Below are 15,509 nucleotides of genomic sequence, written 5' to 3'. Positions count from 1 at the left end.
CTTTCATTTACCCGGTTAAAATCCATTGACTTCTATTTTGTTTATTTGGTAAAATTTTTTCATAGTTACTCATTGGTTTTCTGTGAACCAATGGGTTTTCTAATGTTCAAGAAAGAAGGAAGCCATGAGATGCTTGATAAAAAAACAGATATCTTGTTAGTCGCGCGAAAGCTTTTTTCGGAAAAGGATTTTACGTCGGTTTCCATGCAGGCGATCGCAGAAGAATGTAAGATGTCAAAAGCTTCGATATATAAGCTGTTCCAATCTAAAGAAGATCTGCTTTTGGAGCTGCTGTCATTTAACCAGAAGCAAATGGTGGCCGCAGCCTCAAGACTTCAGGAAAATACCGCACTTACACCGGAGGAGCGTTTGACGCAAAAGGTCAAAATGGAACTGGAGGGCTTCAGGCGGAATCAGCAGTTTTTCAATATGCTGACCTACGGAAACCCCAAGCTGCATAATGACCGGGTCAAACAGCATATCCATCAGACCAGATCGACGATTATCTGCTGGCACCGCGATTCGCTGATCCAGGCGTATGGAGAAACCATTCTCCCGTTTGTATGGGATTTGGTCATCATTCTTCACGGCATGATGCGTGAGTTTTTAATGCTGATCAAAATCGAGGAAAAACCGCTTGAGCTTGACCCGATCGCAGAGTTTATCATCAGCACCCTCAATCAGATTATCAAAAACAGGGAAACCCGCCAGTCTCTTCTTCCGCCCGAAGCCATCGAGCTTTATATTCATTCAGCATCCTCCTACAAGCCAAAGGATAAATCAGTCCTATTATCGGAAAGCCTGAAGGAATTACATAAAGGCATCTCTTCCCTGTCCGCCGCGGACTATGACGTAGATGAACTGACTTCCGCAGCCGCTATGCTGGAGGAAGAAGCGAAGAAGGAAGAACCCCGCGCTTTTTTACTCAAATCACTGATTGGCTATCTGGAACAAACCGGTGTTTTAACACAGCCCGTTTCCATGTTAAAAACACTGTTAATTACTTAGAGAAAAGAAGGGATATGTATTGAACACAAGTATTGAACAAAAACCTTTTAACCGTTCTGTCATTGTCGGCATTTTGTTAGCCGGAGCGTTTGTGGCGATTTTGAACCAGACATTGTTGATTACCGCACTTCCCCATATCATGAGGGATTTCAATGTCGATGCCAACCAAGCACAATGGCTGACCACATCATTTATGTTAACCAACGGGATTTTAATTCCGATTACCGCGTTTTTAATTGAGAAATTCACAAGCCGGGCGCTGCTCATCACAGCAATGAGCATTTTCACTGTCGGAACAGTCGTCGGAGCGTTCGCGCCGAACTTCCCGGTTCTGCTGACAGCACGTATCATTCAAGCGGCCGGAGCCGGCATTATGATGCCGCTCATGCAGACTGTATTCCTGACAATCTTTCCGATTGAAAAACGCGGCCAGGCTATGGGTATGGTCGGATTGGTCATCTCATTCGCGCCTGCGATCGGACCGACTCTTTCCGGATGGGCTGTCGAAGCTTTCTCTTGGAGATCATTGTTTTATATTATTCTTCCGTTTGCTGTGATTGATTTGATTCTTGCCAGCATCCTGATGAAAAACGTGACGACTTTAAGAAAAACACAGATTGATATTTTATCAGTCATCCTTTCAACATTTGGGTTCGGCGGCCTTCTGTACGGCTTCTCAAGCGTCGGCTCTTATGGCTGGTCCAGTTCAACCGTCTTGATTTCACTGCTGGTGGGTGTCATCGCGCTGCTCTTGTTTATCACAAGACAAATGAAGCTTGAAAAACCGATGCTGGAATTCCGCGTCTTCACGTTTGGCGTTTTCAGTTTAACAACACTGCTGGGAACCCTCGTCTTTGCATTATTGATCGGTACGGAAACCATCCTGCCGCTTTATACACAAAATGTCAGAGACGTCACAGCTTTTGATACAGGGCTTATGCTCCTTCCGGGAGCCGTTGTGATGGGCTTTATGTCGCCGATTATCGGCAGAATTTTTGACCGTGTCGGCGGAAGAGGGCTGGCGATTGCCGGTTTCTGCATCATCTTCCTGACATCTCTGCCGTTTATGCAGCTGACTGACCATACGTCACTCGCTTGGATTGTCGTTTTATACACCGTTCGTCTCTTAGGCACCGCCATGATCATGATGCCGGTGACAACAGCTGGAATCAACGCGCTGCCGCGCCACTTGATTCCGCACGGAACTGCGATGAACAACACGATTCGCCAAGTCGGCGGCTCGATCGGAACCGCACTATTGGTTTCCGTGATGAGCAACCAGGCGGCACATGCAGGCACGACAAATGTAAAGCACGCCGCCCTGCACGGCATGAACGCCGCTTTTATTGTGGCTGCCGTCATTGCACTTGTCGGCTTCCTCCTCTCATTCACATTAAAAAAACCTCAGCGCCCTGCCGAACAGCAGCCGGCACGCTGATTAACAAAAAAAGAGCCCCGCTATTTAGCGGAGGCTCTTTTTGGTTTTACTTTTCTAAACCGTCTTTCACTTCTTTGATCATTTGTGCCATAGACTCAAGACCGCCTCCTGATAAGTACCAAGTAGCAGAATCAAGGTAGACGACATGATCATTTTTCACTGCGTTTACATTCTTCACATAATCATTTTCAACGACTTGTTTAGTAGATGATGTTTCACCGATCGCTGTACCGCGGTCAATGACAAACAGGTAATCCGGGTTTGTTTTTGAAATGTACTCGTAAGAAACGCTTTGTCCGTGAGTAGACGCTTTGATGTTTTTATCAGCCGGTGTCACGCCGAACACGTCATGGATCAGGCCGTATCTTGATTTAGGACCGAATGCGCTGATCTTCCCGTCGTTCGCCATGATGACGAGACCGTTTTTGTTAAGCTTTTCAGCCGTTTTCTTTACATCTGCGATTGAATGATCGATTTTTGCGAGTTCATCCTTCACTTCATCTTCTTTATCGAAGATCTTACCGATTGTTTCTGCGTCAGACTTAAATGATTCCATATACTTCGCTGTGTCTACGCCAAGGTAAATTGTCGGCGCAATTTCAGAGAATTCTTTGTAAGACTCAGATTGTCTTCCTGAGATAATGATCAAGTCAGGGTCTAAATCTGCCACTTTCTCGAAGTCTGGCTCTTTTAAGCTTCCGACGTCAGCATATTTGTCATCCTTGAATTTGGACAGATATTTAGGAAGGGCTTGTTTCGGCAGTCCCGCTACTTTATCATCAAGACCAAGTTTATCTAGTGTATCTAAGCTTCCAAAGTCAAATACGACAACTTTTTTAGGGCTCTTCGGTACTTTTGTTCCGTTTTTGTCCAGTTGGTGTTTCACCGTGATTTGTTCTTCCTTAGAATCAGAACCTTTGCTGCTTGTGCTTTGGTTTCCGCATGCAGAAATCACAACTGCCGTCACCAAAGCGATGAATAGTAATGCGAACTTTTTCATGCTCTTCACCTCTTCTATATATTAAGAAAAATAGACACCTATTCTTTGATTATCAATCGTCTGAATCGGGATGGTCATATCGTAGATTTCCTCAAGCACTGATGTTTCTATCATTTCTTCAGGCGGTCCTTCTTTAACAATTCGGCCGTTTTTCAAAGCGACGATATAGTCAGAATAGACTGAAGCAAAATTGATATCGTGAATGACGATCACGATCGTTTTTCCAAGCTCCTCTACCAGCCGTTTCAGCAGTTTCATAATTTCAACTGAGTGTTTCATATCCAGATTGTTCAGCGGTTCATCCAGAAAGATATAATCTGTGTCCTGGGCAATGACCATGGCGATAAATGCCCTTTGGCACTGTCCGCCGCTCAGCTGATCCAAGTATTTGTCTTGAATGTCTTCCAGCTTCATATAGCTGAGCGCCTGGTTGATATGAACCCAGTCTTCCTCTGTCAGCCGGCCCTGTGAGTACGGAAACCTGCCAAAACTGACGAGGTCTTTGATCGTGAGCCTGATATTGATTTGGTTCGCCTGCTTCAAAATGCTCATTTTCTTGGCAAGCTCTTTGCTGTCACATGCTCCAATCTCTTGTCCGTCTATGTAAATCTCGCCGGAATCCTTTTTGATCAGGCGGCTCATGATAGACAGCAGCGTACTTTTGCCGGCGCCGTTAGGACCGATAAACGAGGTGATTTTGCCCTTTTGAATCGTGACTGACGTCTCTTCAAGAACAACTTTCCCGCCATATTGTTTGCTTACATTTCTGACCTCTACCATGATTTATTCTCCTTTAACAGCAAGTAGATAAAATAAATCCCGCCGGCAAAATTAATAATGACGCTCAGCGTCGTTGAGAAGGTAAACACTTTCTCAACCACAAACTGCCCTCCGACCAGCGCAATGATGCTGATGAAAACGGAGCCTGCGATTAAGTATGAATGCTTATATGTTTTCAGGAATTCTCTCGCCAGGTTGACGACCAGAAGGCCTAAAAACATAATCGGCCCGACTAGCGCTGTTGAAACAGAAACCAAAATCGCAACCACGATCAGCATCTGCTTCACCACTTTGTCGTAGTCAATGCCCAAATTCACGGCGTGCTCGCGTCCGAGCGACAGCACATCGAAAAATTTTGTAAAACGCCAGACATAAACGCCTGTCAGCAGGAAGATGATGAACGCGAGCCATAACAAATCCGTATTGATATTGTTAAAGCTGGCAAACATCTTGTCCTGCACAACTTGGAACTCGTTCGGATCAATCAGCATCTGCATAAAAGAAGACAGGCTGCTGAACAGCGTGCCAAACACGATTCCGATAAGCAGAAGGAAAAAGATATTTCTCCCCTCACCCTTGAACATGATCTGATACAAAACAAGAGAAAACAGTATCATCAGCAGAACAGAGATGATAAAGTTGATGTTTTTATTCATGATGACCATATTCGCAGAACCGAACAAAAAGATAATGCCAGTCTGAATCAGCATGTAGAGAGAATCAAGGCCCAAAATGCTCGGCGTCAGGATGCGGTTGTTCGTAATCGTTTGAAAGATCATGGTCGAAAACGCAATCGCTCCCCCCGTCAGCACAATGGCTGCGACCTTTTTGATTCGTCTCGGCAGGGTGTAATCCCAATTGCCTAAGTCATAAAACAAAAACAAGCCAATACATACAATGGCTAAACCAACGAGCAAAGCTATTTTCATCTGGTTACGCATAGGCTTTTCTCCTTAACAGCATAAACAGGAAAATGCCGCTGCCGATGATTCCGACCATCAGGCCAATCGAGATTTCATAAGGGAAGATAATGATTCTGCCCAGTATATCGCAAAACAGCACAAAAACCGCTCCCAACAGCGCAGTATGCGGCAGGCTGCTCTTCAGATTGTCTCCTCTGTAAATCGATACAATATTCGGGATGATTAAACCGAGAAACGGCAGCATACCGACAGTCAAAATGACAAGAGACGTGATCAGGGACACGATAATGAGCCCGATGTTCACAACCCGTTTATACTTGAGGCCGAGGTTGACAGAAAAGCTTTCACCCATACCGGCCAATGTGAATTTATCCGCATACACATAGGCAATGATGACGAGCGGAATACTCAGATAAAGAAGCTCGTATCTTCCTTTCACGACTAAAGAGAAGTCTCCCTGCAGCCATGATGACACATTCTGGATCAAGTCATATTTATATGCGATAAATGTCGCGATTGAACTGACGATATTCCCGAGCATTAAACCGACAAGCGGAATAAAGATGGTGTCGTTAAACTTGATTCTTTCAAGGATTTTCATAAACAGAAAATTTCCTGCAAGGGCAAAGACAAACGCGACCAGCATTTTGATTAAAGGACTGGCGGATGTAAACAGCAGCAAGGAAATTAAAATGCCGAGCCTCGCCCAATCCATCGTGCCCGCCGTCGTCGGTGACACGAATTTATTTCTGCTGATCTGCTGCATAATCAAACCGCAGATGCTCATGCTTAATCCCGCGATGACAATGCTGATCAATCGCGGCAAACGGCTTGCAAACAGCGTTGACGCCTCTTGTTTGCTTAAATCGAAGAGATCAAGCGGCGACAGATCTTCTACACCGATAAATACAGATGTGACTGCTAATATGATAAGTAGAATAAATAAGTAACGTAGCTTCATGCTGCCTCCTTACATCCTTACAGCAAAAAGAACGTATCTCCTACTCCGCAAGGACTCAAAACAATATGGCCATATAGTAATTGATTATCATTATCATTTACATATTACCATTTTTCTAGGGTTAGTCAATATTCTTTAAAAATATTAACCTAGTCATTTATCCATTTTACTAATCATTCTAACCATTTTCCATCCCAAAACGTTAGGCTGTTTACCATATTTATCTTTATAACGCAGGTATACGGTCAGCAAACCTGACATTATTCCTCGTGAAAAATACAAATGTTCTCTCCAGAAAGAAATTACCCCTTGATTTACAGTACTGAAAGAGAGATAATAAATACTAAATTTGTGTGAAAATTTTAAACATTAGGAGATGTAAACATGAAGGTCGTTAAATTCGGAGGCAGCTCACTTGCTTCAGGCGCCCAGCTTGACAAGGTGTTTCACATCGTTACCTCAGACCCGGCACGGAAAGCTGTAGTCGTTTCAGCTCCGGGAAAACGCTATGCCGAGGATACGAAAGTGACTGATCTCTTAATCGCATGTGCAGAACAATATTTGGCATCAGGCAGCGCACCTGAACTGGTGGAAGCGGTTGTGGAACGGTACGCTCTCATCGCCACTGAGCTTCAGCTGGGGCAAGGCATTATCGAAAAAATCAGAGATGATCTGTTTACGCTTTTAGAAGGAGATAAAAGCAATCCCGAACAATACCTTGACGCAGTCAAGGCCAGCGGAGAGGATAACAATGCCAAGCTGATCGCCGCTTATTTCCGCTATAAAGGCGTCAAAGCGGAGTATGTAAACCCGAAGGATGCCGGCCTCTTTGTGACAAATGAACCCGGCAACGCGCAAGTTCTTCCTGAATCCTATCAAAACCTCTATCGTCTTCGGGAACGTGACGGACTCATCATTTTTCCCGGTTTTTTCGGATTCAGCAAGGATGGCGATGTGATCACATTCTCACGGAGCGGTTCTGATATTACCGGTTCGATTCTTGCCAACGGACTACAAGCCGATTTGTACGAAAACTTTACAGACGTGGACGCTGTGTATTCTGTCAATCCGTCCTTCGTTGAGAATCCAAAGGAAATCAGCGAGCTGACATATAGAGAGATGCGGGAGCTGTCCTACGCGGGTTTTTCAGTGTTTCATGATGAAGCGCTCATTCCGGCATTCAGAGCGGGGATTCCTGTTCAGATCAAAAATACGAACAACCCCTCAGCCGAAGGCACCCGCGTCGTCAGCAAGCGGGATAACACAAACGGGCCTGTCGTCGGCATTGCCAGCGACACCGGTTTTTGCAGCATTTATATCAGCAAATATCTCATGAACAGAGAAATCGGTTTTGGCCGCAGAGCCCTTCAAATCCTGGAGGAGCATGGTTTGACGTATGAGCATGTTCCATCGGGAATCGATGACATGACGATCATTTTACGGCAGGGGCAAATGGATGCCGCCACTGAACGCAGCGTCGTCAAACGGATCGAAGAGGATTTGCATGCCGATGAAGTCATCGTCGAGCATCATCTCGCCCTGATTATGGTTGTAGGGGAAGCGATGCGCCACAATGTCGGTACAACGGCAAGAGCCGCCAAAGCATTATCGGAGGCACAGGTGAATATCGAAATGATCAATCAGGGATCTTCTGAAGTGAGCATGATGTTTGGCGTAAAAGAAGCCGAAGAAAGAAAAGCCGTTCAAGCGTTATACCAGGAATTTTTCGCGGGCGTATTAATCTCTTAATCGTACATAAATAGCGGGCGGCAGCGCCCGCTATTTTTTATATCACCTTCATATAGCCGAATTGTTCATTTTTTCTCTTGTCCACTATTATCCCTGCCAAATGGATCGGTTCAGCATATCTTATAGTATCCTTCATAGGGAGGTGAAACCTTATGTCAGGATACTCTAACGGCGGCGGTTACGGCGGCATCAGTTCTTTCGCTTTAATCGTTGTATTGTTTATTCTTTTAATTATCGTAGGGACTGCGTTTGTTGGCGGCTTCTAAGCTGCTGACCGTCTCTGCGGGACCCTGTCCGCCACAGTTTTGCAGCAGCATTTGCTAAAGCAATCTCGAAGGGGGTGCACAAAATGTCAGGTTACGGAACTTCTTTTGCTTTGATTGTTGTGTTATTTATCCTCTTGATCATTGTGGGAACTGCATTTGTAGGAGGCTACTAAATAAACGTAATCTCCATGAAGGCGGCACCGCAAGACTATGTCTTGCGGTGTTTTTTTGAAAAGAAAAACCCCTTCTCGCTAATGAGAAGGGGCTTGTTCTTACGTCATTCCTCTTTCTGTCACATGAAAGTCGAGTGCTTCCGCATTAGCAGAAACGCCAGCCGCTGTAAAAATCGCGGCTGCGGCCAAACAAATAACAAACAACTTAGATTTCAATTTCATACAAACCTTCACTCCTTTGTATTTGTTTTCTTGCCTCTTCAACTTGTAGAAAGTAGGAAGCAGACAGTTTAAACCATTTCTGTTCATAGTAGTATTTTGCTACTTCTAGGGCTAAATCCTCTATATCAGCGTACATATTTTTATTTTTTAAGTACTGGAAACATCGTTCGATTCCTTCTTCATTGGGCTGATCCTGATATAGGGATTGCAAAAACTCGAATTTTACGGCATAGTCTGCATCGTCTGTTTCTTTAGCATATTCATAGCCCCGCTTGTGATATTCCGAAGCTTTATCATGTTTTCCCTGTTTATAATAAATCAGGGTGATTAAAAAATAGGCTTGCGGGAGAGAATTGACGATCCTGCTGCTTTCAAACGTGGAGACCGCTTTTTCAAAGTAATCAATGGCAGGGTCTAGAAGGTCTTGATTGTAATAGCATAATCCGAGATTGTAGTATGCTCTTCCGACCAGCTGGGCTTTTTGTTCCGCTTGGGCCATATTGAGCGCCAATTTGAAATGGCGTGCAGCTTGTTCGAAATTTCTTTCATCCATCAGGTTGACCCCGAACACGAAATGGCATTGAATGATTCTCACATTATAGGTTTCCTGCTCCACGTAAATTTCATAAGCGTTTTTTATATTAATCAATGAAAAATACGTTTGCTTCATATAATAATAAGCTTCTGCGATTTTAAAATAGAATTCAGCCCGTTCAATATGGTCTGCGACAAAGGAGAGCTTTTTCTCCGCCTGTTTATAGTATGTAATGGCAGAAATAAATTCCCGCTTATCAAACTCATACATCCCGCGAAAAAAATTCACGTAATAGTCGAGCAGCCCTTTGAGGTCTGCCTGGTTGCTGTCAATGTTTCTTGATAATTCAGACAGGCTTGGCTGGTCTTCGATATTTAATTTCTCTAACGGCTCAAGATAATCCAGCATAAGCTGGTGCCGGAATTCCATTAGTGAATAATAAAGCAGCAAGTTGGAATCATGCTGCATGTGTTTCAGTTCCTGCTGGATTTCAGCTTTTAACACTTCGGCATCCGGCACGCTGAATGTCCGGATATATCTGTACCACTCGTTAATTTTTTGACCGACCGCTGAAGAAGGAATTACCCCGCTCTTCATTCCTTCACCCTCTCCCATCAAAAACTGTTTATGTCATATTTTATCATGTTTATAGACCGTCCCAACCCGAAAAACACGCAATCTTTGTTTTCGGGAGCACGCAATAAACCGAAGCGGTGTATACAAAAGGCGGCTCCATCAGATGATGCCGCCGCCCTGTATGCTATTGCTGTTTTGCCGTTAAAGGAAGGCGGATGATGAACTTTGTGCCTTTCCCTTCTTCACTCTTGATTTCTACTGTGCCCTGGTGCATTTCAACAAGCTGCTTGACGATCGAGAGACCGAGTCCGTATTCACCGTATGCCGTGTTCGTTCTTGAAATATCTGCTTTATAGAACCGTTCCCAAATATGCTCAATATCCTCTTTTGGAATGCCGATACCCGTGTCTTCAATTTCAATAATCGTCTCTTTATAACCTTCCATTCCGCGCAGCCAAATGTCACCGTTTTGCGTAAATTGGATGCTGTTTTTCGTAATGTTGACGAGAATTTGAATGAACCGGTCATAATCGGCATGTACGATGACGTGATCCTCTACCTGGATCATCAGCTTGTTTTGTTTTTCTTCCGCCTGCTGCTGCAAGTGCTCTTTCACGATTTCAAACACCTCGATCAGAGGAACGTTTAGCTTGTTCAAGGTAATTTGCTGGGATCTGATTTTTTCATAATCCAGATTTTCTTTTACGAGCCGCAGCATGCGCTTCGTTTCCTCACTGATCAGCGAGAAGCATTTATCCTTCTTATCCTCAGGAATCGTATGGCTGTTCAGCCCTTCAACCAAACCGTTGATCGTCGTCAGCGGTGTTTTTAATTCATGTGACACGTCAGCGATAAACTGCCTTCTCCGCTTCTCAAGGCGATTGATTTCATCCCTTGACTGCTTTAGTTTTTTCGCCATGATATTAAAGTCAGACGCCAGTACGCCGATTTCGTCCCCGTAGCTGTTTTCCAAATGGATGTCATAATCGCCGGAAGCCACTTTATCTGTCGCTTCTCTCAGCTTTTGAATCCGCTTGACATGGAATTTGGACAGAAGCCAGCTCACAAGAATCGTAATCACAAGCGTGCTGATCACAGCGTAAAACATATAGAGGTTGACCTGATTGACCATCTGTTCAACACCGCTGATCGGAGAAATCAGCAGAACGGCGCCTTTAAATTCGTTCTGGACAAATATAGGCTGCGCCACAAGGGACACTTCATCATCAAAACGGCCATCTACCCTGATCATGACAGTCTGCCCTTTTTTCAGCTTATTCCATTCTGATTTCTTCAGCTGTTCCCTTGGTGGGTGATGAAAGCCTTCAGGAAGAAAATAAGGCTGCTGCTCTTCATTAAAGATGATAAATTGCGTCTTTCTTGTGCTTAACATGTCCTGATAAGGATAGAGCCTGCGCATGTCCACCTGGCCGGCTTGGAATTCATTTGCGATCTGCACCGCATATGACGTCAATTCCTCTACTTTGTTTTGATAGGCAAATTCTTTCACAAAGTGGGAAAACAGAGAAATGATAATGACAAACGCTAAAATCAAAATGCTGATATGGCTTAGCAGCAGCTGATATAAATATTTAATCTTCATCAAATTTATACCCTACTCCCCACACAGTATACAAGAAAGGCTTGTCTTCGCTGGCAAGCTTTTTCCGCAGCCGTTTGATATGAACGTCAACCGTTCGCTCATCTCCATAAAATTGATAGCCCCATACCTGCTCAAGCAGCTGTTCTCTTGAGAACACCTGCCGCGGATTTTGGACAAGGTAATAAAGCAGATCGAATTCCTTCGGCGTGAGATTTTCTACAGGCTCTCCGTTTAATAATACTTCTCTCGTCTTCTTATTAATGGTAAAGCATTCCGTTTCGATCATATCTTCATCAATAACCGCTTTGCCTGTCGCCTTATATCTTCTGATGACGGCTTTGATGCGGGCAACCAATGTCAGCGGGCTGAACGGCTTTGTGACATAATCGTCCGCCCCCATCTCAAAGCCAATGACCTGATCTGATTCAGTGTCTTTGGCAGTGAGCATGATAATCGGCACCGTGCTTGTCTCTCTTATTTTTCTGCAGATGGTCACGCCGTCCATAGATGGAAGCATGATATCCAAAATGATCAGATCCCAATTTTCTTCCGTAAAACGCTGGTACCCTTCTAACCCGTCATGAACGAATTCCGCTTCAAAACCTTCCTTAAAAAAGAACATCTCCGTCATCGTACATACACTAACATTATCTTCTATCATTAATATTTTCATTATATCCTCCGGTTGTTTTGATGCTTTTTTATATAATAGCACCATTTTAAACAGAAGGTTTTGCGTTTCACAATTGTTAGTTTTTATTTCATCAACTAGAAATAGATTGTTCATATTTTTTTCATACCTTTGGACTACTATTAATTTATCAGCAAGCGGGCGCGCCCCAGAGGCGGTCTTATCAATAAAAATACCAATGCGGAGGAACATAAATGAACTTTATCAAACGGGCCTTTTGGAATATGAAGGCTAAAAAGGGAAAAACGTTATTGCAATTATTTGTGTTTACAGTCATATGTGTCTTTGTTCTATCAGGCCTCACTATCCAGTCGGCAGCACAAAAGTCAAGCGAACTGGCCAGACAGGAACTCGGCGGAAGCGTGACACTTCAGGTTGACCGCCAAAAGCAAATGGAAAAACAGCAGGACAGCGGTGAAAAACGCAGCTTCGAATCAACACCGATCAAAGTGTCTGATGCGAATAAGCTTGCAGCGCTTGATCATGTGAAGAGCTACAATTACACCACATCAGCTTCAGCCAACGCGGGAAACTTTGATGCGATTGAAAGCTCAAGCTCTAGTTCAAGTGATTCCAGCTCCAGCAGTTCAAGCTCAAACGCTAAAAACAGTCAAGGCGGAGGACAAGGCGGACCGCAAATGGTTCAAGCCGATCTTTCTATTGAAGGTGTCATCAGCACAGCGTTAGTCGATGATTTCTCTGACGGAGATTCAAAAATCACAGACGGACGCGCGATTACAAAATCAGATGTCGGCAAAAAAGTAACAGTGATCAACGAAACATTAGCGGCAGAAAATGATTTAAGCGTTGGCGATTCGATCACAATTGAATCAGCAACGGATGAGAATACAACAGTAAAGCTGAAGATCGTCGGCATTTATAAAACAACATCTTCAGGAGATGACCAAGCCCAAAATTTCTCTTTCTTAAACCCTTATAACAAGCTTTATACGCCTTACACAGCAACAGCGGCGCTGAAAGGCGACGACTATAAAAATACGGTTGACTCAGCTGTTTACTATATGGACGACGCGAAAAATATGGATGCTTTCGTAAAAGCAGCGAAGAAAACATCAATTGACTTTGATACGTACACACTGAATACAAACGATCAGCTTTACCAGCAAATGGTCGGACCGATTGAAAATGTGGCTTCTTTCTCTAAAAACGTGGTGTATCTTGTATCAGTGGCAGGCGCCGTCATTCTTGGCCTGATTGTCATGATGTCAATCAGGGAGCGCAAATACGAAATGGGCGTGTTAATGGCTCTCGGTGAAAAACGATGGAAATTGATTGGACAGTTCTTGACTGAGATTCTGATTGTGGCCGTTATCGCTATCGGCCTTGCATCTGTGACGGGAAATCTCGTCGCGAATCAGCTTGGAAATCAGCTTTTATCCCAGCAGATCAGTTCATCAACCGATTCAACGCAAACCGCAAGCGGACAAATGCCCGGCGGCGGTGGCGGCATGGGCGGCGGAATGTTCGGCCACAGTTCATCAAACGTGGACATTATCGATTCACTGAACGTCGCGGTTTCTATGAACGACATGCTTATTCTTGGCGGGATCGGCATCCTAATCGCAATCATTGCAACATTGCTGCCGTCAATTTCAGTACTGCGGCTTCATCCGAAAACGATATTGACAAAACAGGAATAGAAAGAGGCGGAACCTATGAGCTTATTAGAATTTCAACAAGTCGGCTACTGGTATAAAGACAAAAGCCAGCCATTGTTTCAGGATATTAACATCGGCTTTCAAAAAGGCAAATTCTACACAATCGTCGGCACATCAGGGACGGGGAAAACCACTTTCCTGTCTCTGGCAGGCGGACTTGACGCACCAAAAGAAGGAAACATCCTTTACGACGGAAAAGCGGTTTCTAAAATCGGCTTAACCAATTTCAGAAATCAATATGTATCAATCGTCTTTCAGGCGTACAACCTGCTCCCGTATATGACGGCTTTACAGAACGTCACAACCGCTATGGAAATCACAGGTTCTAAAGAAAAGAACAAAGAATCATATGCGCTTGACATGCTGCAGAAGGTTGGCATCAACGAAAAACAAGCCCGGCAAAAAGTGCTCACACTGAGCGGCGGACAGCAGCAGCGGGTATCAATTACAAGGGCTTTCTGCTGTGACACGGATCTTATCGTAGCCGATGAACCGACCGGAAACCTTGATGAGGACACATCAAAAGAGATCGTACGGCTCTTTCAGGATCTGGCGCACAAGGAAGATAAATGCGTCATTATGGTGACGCACGATGAACAAATTGCAAAAGTGTCAGACATCAATATCAGACTTTCAAGAGGAAGTTTTACTGTGAAGGAAAACGTCGCAGTCGTATAACAAAACGCGCCTCTGCCAGTGCAGACAGGGGCGCACCCTATATCCCCCTTTTATATAGAAGTGAACATAAAAAGAGCGGCGGCTGCATCCCCCCGCTCTTTTTATCATTTTTTTGCTTCCGCCCCTTTTGACTTCTCTCTTCGTTTCTTTTTCCAAACAGCCACAATAAACAGAAAGAGCGGAAACAATAATTGAAAAGGCAAATGAATATACAGCGGCACCACATTCAGGCCTTCATTCAAGTGCTCCGAAAAGTTAGTCGCAATCGTTATAGAAAGGATTAAGATGCCCAATCCCATCGGATAAGCCAATTGAGAGGGGTTCTTTTCCTTAAAGAGCGTAGATGTCCCAACCACAGTGGCATATAAGTAGAGACTGACCTTAAAGAAGCCGCCGATGATCAGCGCCAGCATAAAAAAGACATCGAGCCGGTCTAAAAATTCTTCGACCTTGATTGTCTGGATCGTGCTTAAAAGCGGAAACTGGGATCTGAGTGTAAGATCAACATCAAGCACGCTGATATTAATCGCCACGGTGAGCGCCACAACCAATCCGCTAATAGCCATGGCGATCATCCCCATTTTTTTCACATCTTTTCTGTCATTCAGGTTAGGGAAAATCATCACAAATAAAACGACTTCGCCAAACGGAACGTACATGGTCTGAGTGAAAACTGAGTAAAGGACAGGAGAAATGCCGTCTGCCAAAACCGGTTTTAAGTTATGCGGGTCTATAGAACCTGAGACAACAATCAGCACGAGGCCGATCGCGCCCAGTAAATACATGGCTCCGAAAAGTAGCTCAGCCGCGCGGGCGAGCACTTCGATTCCTTTTCTTACAGCGTATATGCTAACTATCACTAATAAACCATTTACAATAATGATAGGTGTATCATGATAAGCAAATGTCAGCAGCATTTCTCCAAAGTCACGCAGGACCCTTGCGGCAATATAGGCAAAGTACAAGATATAGAGAAATGAAAACAGCCAGCTCAGCTTGGTTCCCAGCATATCATCCATATATTCTTTCGGAGAAGAATTGGGGTAACATTGATAAATGCCTTGATACAAATAGAAAAGAAACAAACCGGCCGCACACCCCAACAGAACTGCGATCCAAGCATCCCTGCCCGCCATTGATCCGGGTGTAATCAATAAGGAGCTGCCCAGCTCAAAAATGATAATCATGACAAACAGCTGCCTTATGCTTATTCTGGCTTTTTCCATC

Annotated in this window: 16 protein-coding genes; 7 read left to right on the top strand and 9 right to left on the bottom strand. The window is 44.3% G+C overall.

Annotation, left to right across the window (positions count from 1 at the left end; genetic code table 11):
• Positions 1-129: 129 nt before the first annotated feature.
• Both ACZ07B_RS18855 and ACZ07B_RS18850 read left to right on the top strand, forming a co-directional pair.
• Positions 130-1,008, top strand: coding sequence for a TetR/AcrR family transcriptional regulator (locus ACZ07B_RS18855; RefSeq protein WP_464877543.1), 879 nt, complete (start codon positions 130-132; stop codon positions 1,006-1,008).
• 19 nt (positions 1,009-1,027) lie between these two features.
• Positions 1,028-2,446, top strand: coding sequence for an MDR family MFS transporter (locus ACZ07B_RS18850; RefSeq protein WP_015382772.1), 1,419 nt, complete (start codon positions 1,028-1,030; stop codon positions 2,444-2,446).
• Positions 2,447-2,492: 46 nt separating this feature from the next.
• Here ACZ07B_RS18850 and yclQ read toward each other — a convergent pair whose 3' ends face one another.
• Genes yclQ through yclN form a run of 4 tightly spaced genes read right to left on the bottom strand, consistent with a single transcriptional unit; the run spans position 2,493 to position 6,110 of the window.
• On the bottom strand, positions 2,493-3,446 hold the full coding sequence (yclQ, locus tag ACZ07B_RS18845) for a petrobactin ABC transporter substrate-binding protein YclQ (RefSeq protein WP_014478834.1): 954 nt from the start codon (positions 3,444-3,446) through the stop codon (positions 2,493-2,495).
• A 21-nt stretch (positions 3,447-3,467) separates the two neighbouring features.
• Positions 3,468-4,226 carry a petrobactin ABC transporter ATP-binding protein YclP gene (gene yclP / locus ACZ07B_RS18840; RefSeq protein ID WP_003234487.1) on the bottom strand — a complete coding sequence of 253 codons (759 nt, stop codon included), beginning with the start codon at positions 4,224-4,226 and terminating at the stop codon, positions 3,468-3,470.
• On the bottom strand, positions 4,220-5,167 hold the full coding sequence (gene yclO, locus ACZ07B_RS18835; protein ID WP_003246705.1) for a petrobactin ABC transporter permease YclO: 948 nt from the start codon (positions 5,165-5,167) through the stop codon (positions 4,220-4,222). The genes yclP and yclO overlap by 7 nt, the downstream gene beginning before the upstream one ends.
• Complete coding sequence (yclN, locus tag ACZ07B_RS18830; RefSeq protein WP_014475804.1) at positions 5,160-6,110, bottom strand: petrobactin ABC transporter permease YclN; 951 nt, start codon at positions 6,108-6,110, stop codon at positions 5,160-5,162. Before yclN ends, yclO begins: the two co-directional genes overlap by 8 nt.
• 384 nt (positions 6,111-6,494) lie before the next feature.
• On the opposite strand from yclN, the gene ACZ07B_RS18825 reads away from it, so the two are divergent.
• The 3 genes from ACZ07B_RS18825 to ACZ07B_RS18815 all read left to right on the top strand — a co-directional run bounded on the left by ACZ07B_RS18825 (position 6,495) and on the right by ACZ07B_RS18815 (position 8,298).
• Positions 6,495-7,859 carry an aspartate kinase gene (locus ACZ07B_RS18825; protein ID WP_327846519.1) on the top strand — a complete coding sequence of 455 codons (1,365 nt, stop codon included), beginning with the start codon at positions 6,495-6,497 and terminating at the stop codon, positions 7,857-7,859.
• A gap of 152 nt (positions 7,860-8,011) precedes the next feature.
• Complete coding sequence (locus ACZ07B_RS18820; protein ID WP_003234495.1) at positions 8,012-8,125, top strand: YjcZ family sporulation protein; 114 nt, start codon at positions 8,012-8,014, stop codon at positions 8,123-8,125.
• A gap of 83 nt (positions 8,126-8,208) precedes the next feature.
• A complete protein-coding gene (locus ACZ07B_RS18815; RefSeq protein ID WP_015482794.1) occupies positions 8,209-8,298 on the top strand; it encodes a YjcZ family sporulation protein in 90 nt (29 codons plus the stop codon).
• Positions 8,299-8,397: 99 nt separating this feature from the next.
• Here ACZ07B_RS18815 and phrC read toward each other — a convergent pair whose 3' ends face one another.
• The 4 genes from phrC to yclJ form a co-directional block, all read right to left on the bottom strand.
• Positions 8,398-8,520 (bottom strand): phosphatase RapC inhibitor PhrC, encoded by a 123-nt coding sequence (gene phrC / locus ACZ07B_RS18810; protein WP_003224994.1) that lies wholly within the window; start codon positions 8,518-8,520, stop codon positions 8,398-8,400.
• Positions 8,504-9,652, bottom strand: a complete 1,149-nt coding sequence (gene rapC / locus ACZ07B_RS18805; protein ID WP_014475800.1) for a response regulator aspartate phosphatase RapC — start codon at positions 9,650-9,652, stop codon at positions 8,504-8,506. The genes phrC and rapC overlap by 17 nt, the downstream gene beginning before the upstream one ends.
• A 163-nt stretch (positions 9,653-9,815) precedes the next feature.
• Complete coding sequence (gene yclK, locus ACZ07B_RS18800; protein ID WP_464877542.1) at positions 9,816-11,237, bottom strand: two-component system sensor histidine kinase YclK; 1,422 nt, start codon at positions 11,235-11,237, stop codon at positions 9,816-9,818.
• Positions 11,224-11,907 (bottom strand): two-component system response regulator YclJ, encoded by a 684-nt coding sequence (yclJ, locus tag ACZ07B_RS18795; RefSeq protein ID WP_003246532.1) that lies wholly within the window; start codon positions 11,905-11,907, stop codon positions 11,224-11,226. Before yclJ ends, yclK begins: the two co-directional genes overlap by 14 nt.
• A gap of 212 nt (positions 11,908-12,119) precedes the next feature.
• On the opposite strand from yclJ, the gene ACZ07B_RS18790 reads away from it, so the two are divergent.
• Both ACZ07B_RS18790 and ACZ07B_RS18785 read left to right on the top strand, forming a co-directional pair.
• The gene (locus ACZ07B_RS18790) at positions 12,120-13,586 is read left to right on the top strand and encodes an ABC transporter permease (protein WP_464877541.1); all 1,467 of its coding nucleotides are present in this window, start codon (positions 12,120-12,122) and stop codon (positions 13,584-13,586) included.
• Between the two features lie 15 nt (positions 13,587-13,601).
• Complete coding sequence (locus ACZ07B_RS18785) at positions 13,602-14,282, top strand: ABC transporter ATP-binding protein (RefSeq protein ID WP_128740020.1); 681 nt, start codon at positions 13,602-13,604, stop codon at positions 14,280-14,282.
• A 104-nt stretch (positions 14,283-14,386) separates the two neighbouring features.
• On the opposite strand, the gene gerKB is transcribed toward ACZ07B_RS18785, so the two are convergent.
• Positions 14,387-15,508 carry a spore germination protein gene (gene gerKB / locus ACZ07B_RS18780; protein ID WP_216996226.1) on the bottom strand — a complete coding sequence of 374 codons (1,122 nt, stop codon included), beginning with the start codon at positions 15,506-15,508 and terminating at the stop codon, positions 14,387-14,389.
• Position 15,509: the final 1 nt, after the last annotated feature.

This window comes from Bacillus sp. 9.4, from assembly GCF_055486415.1.
This window is presented reverse-complemented; position numbering and strand designations above follow the sequence as displayed.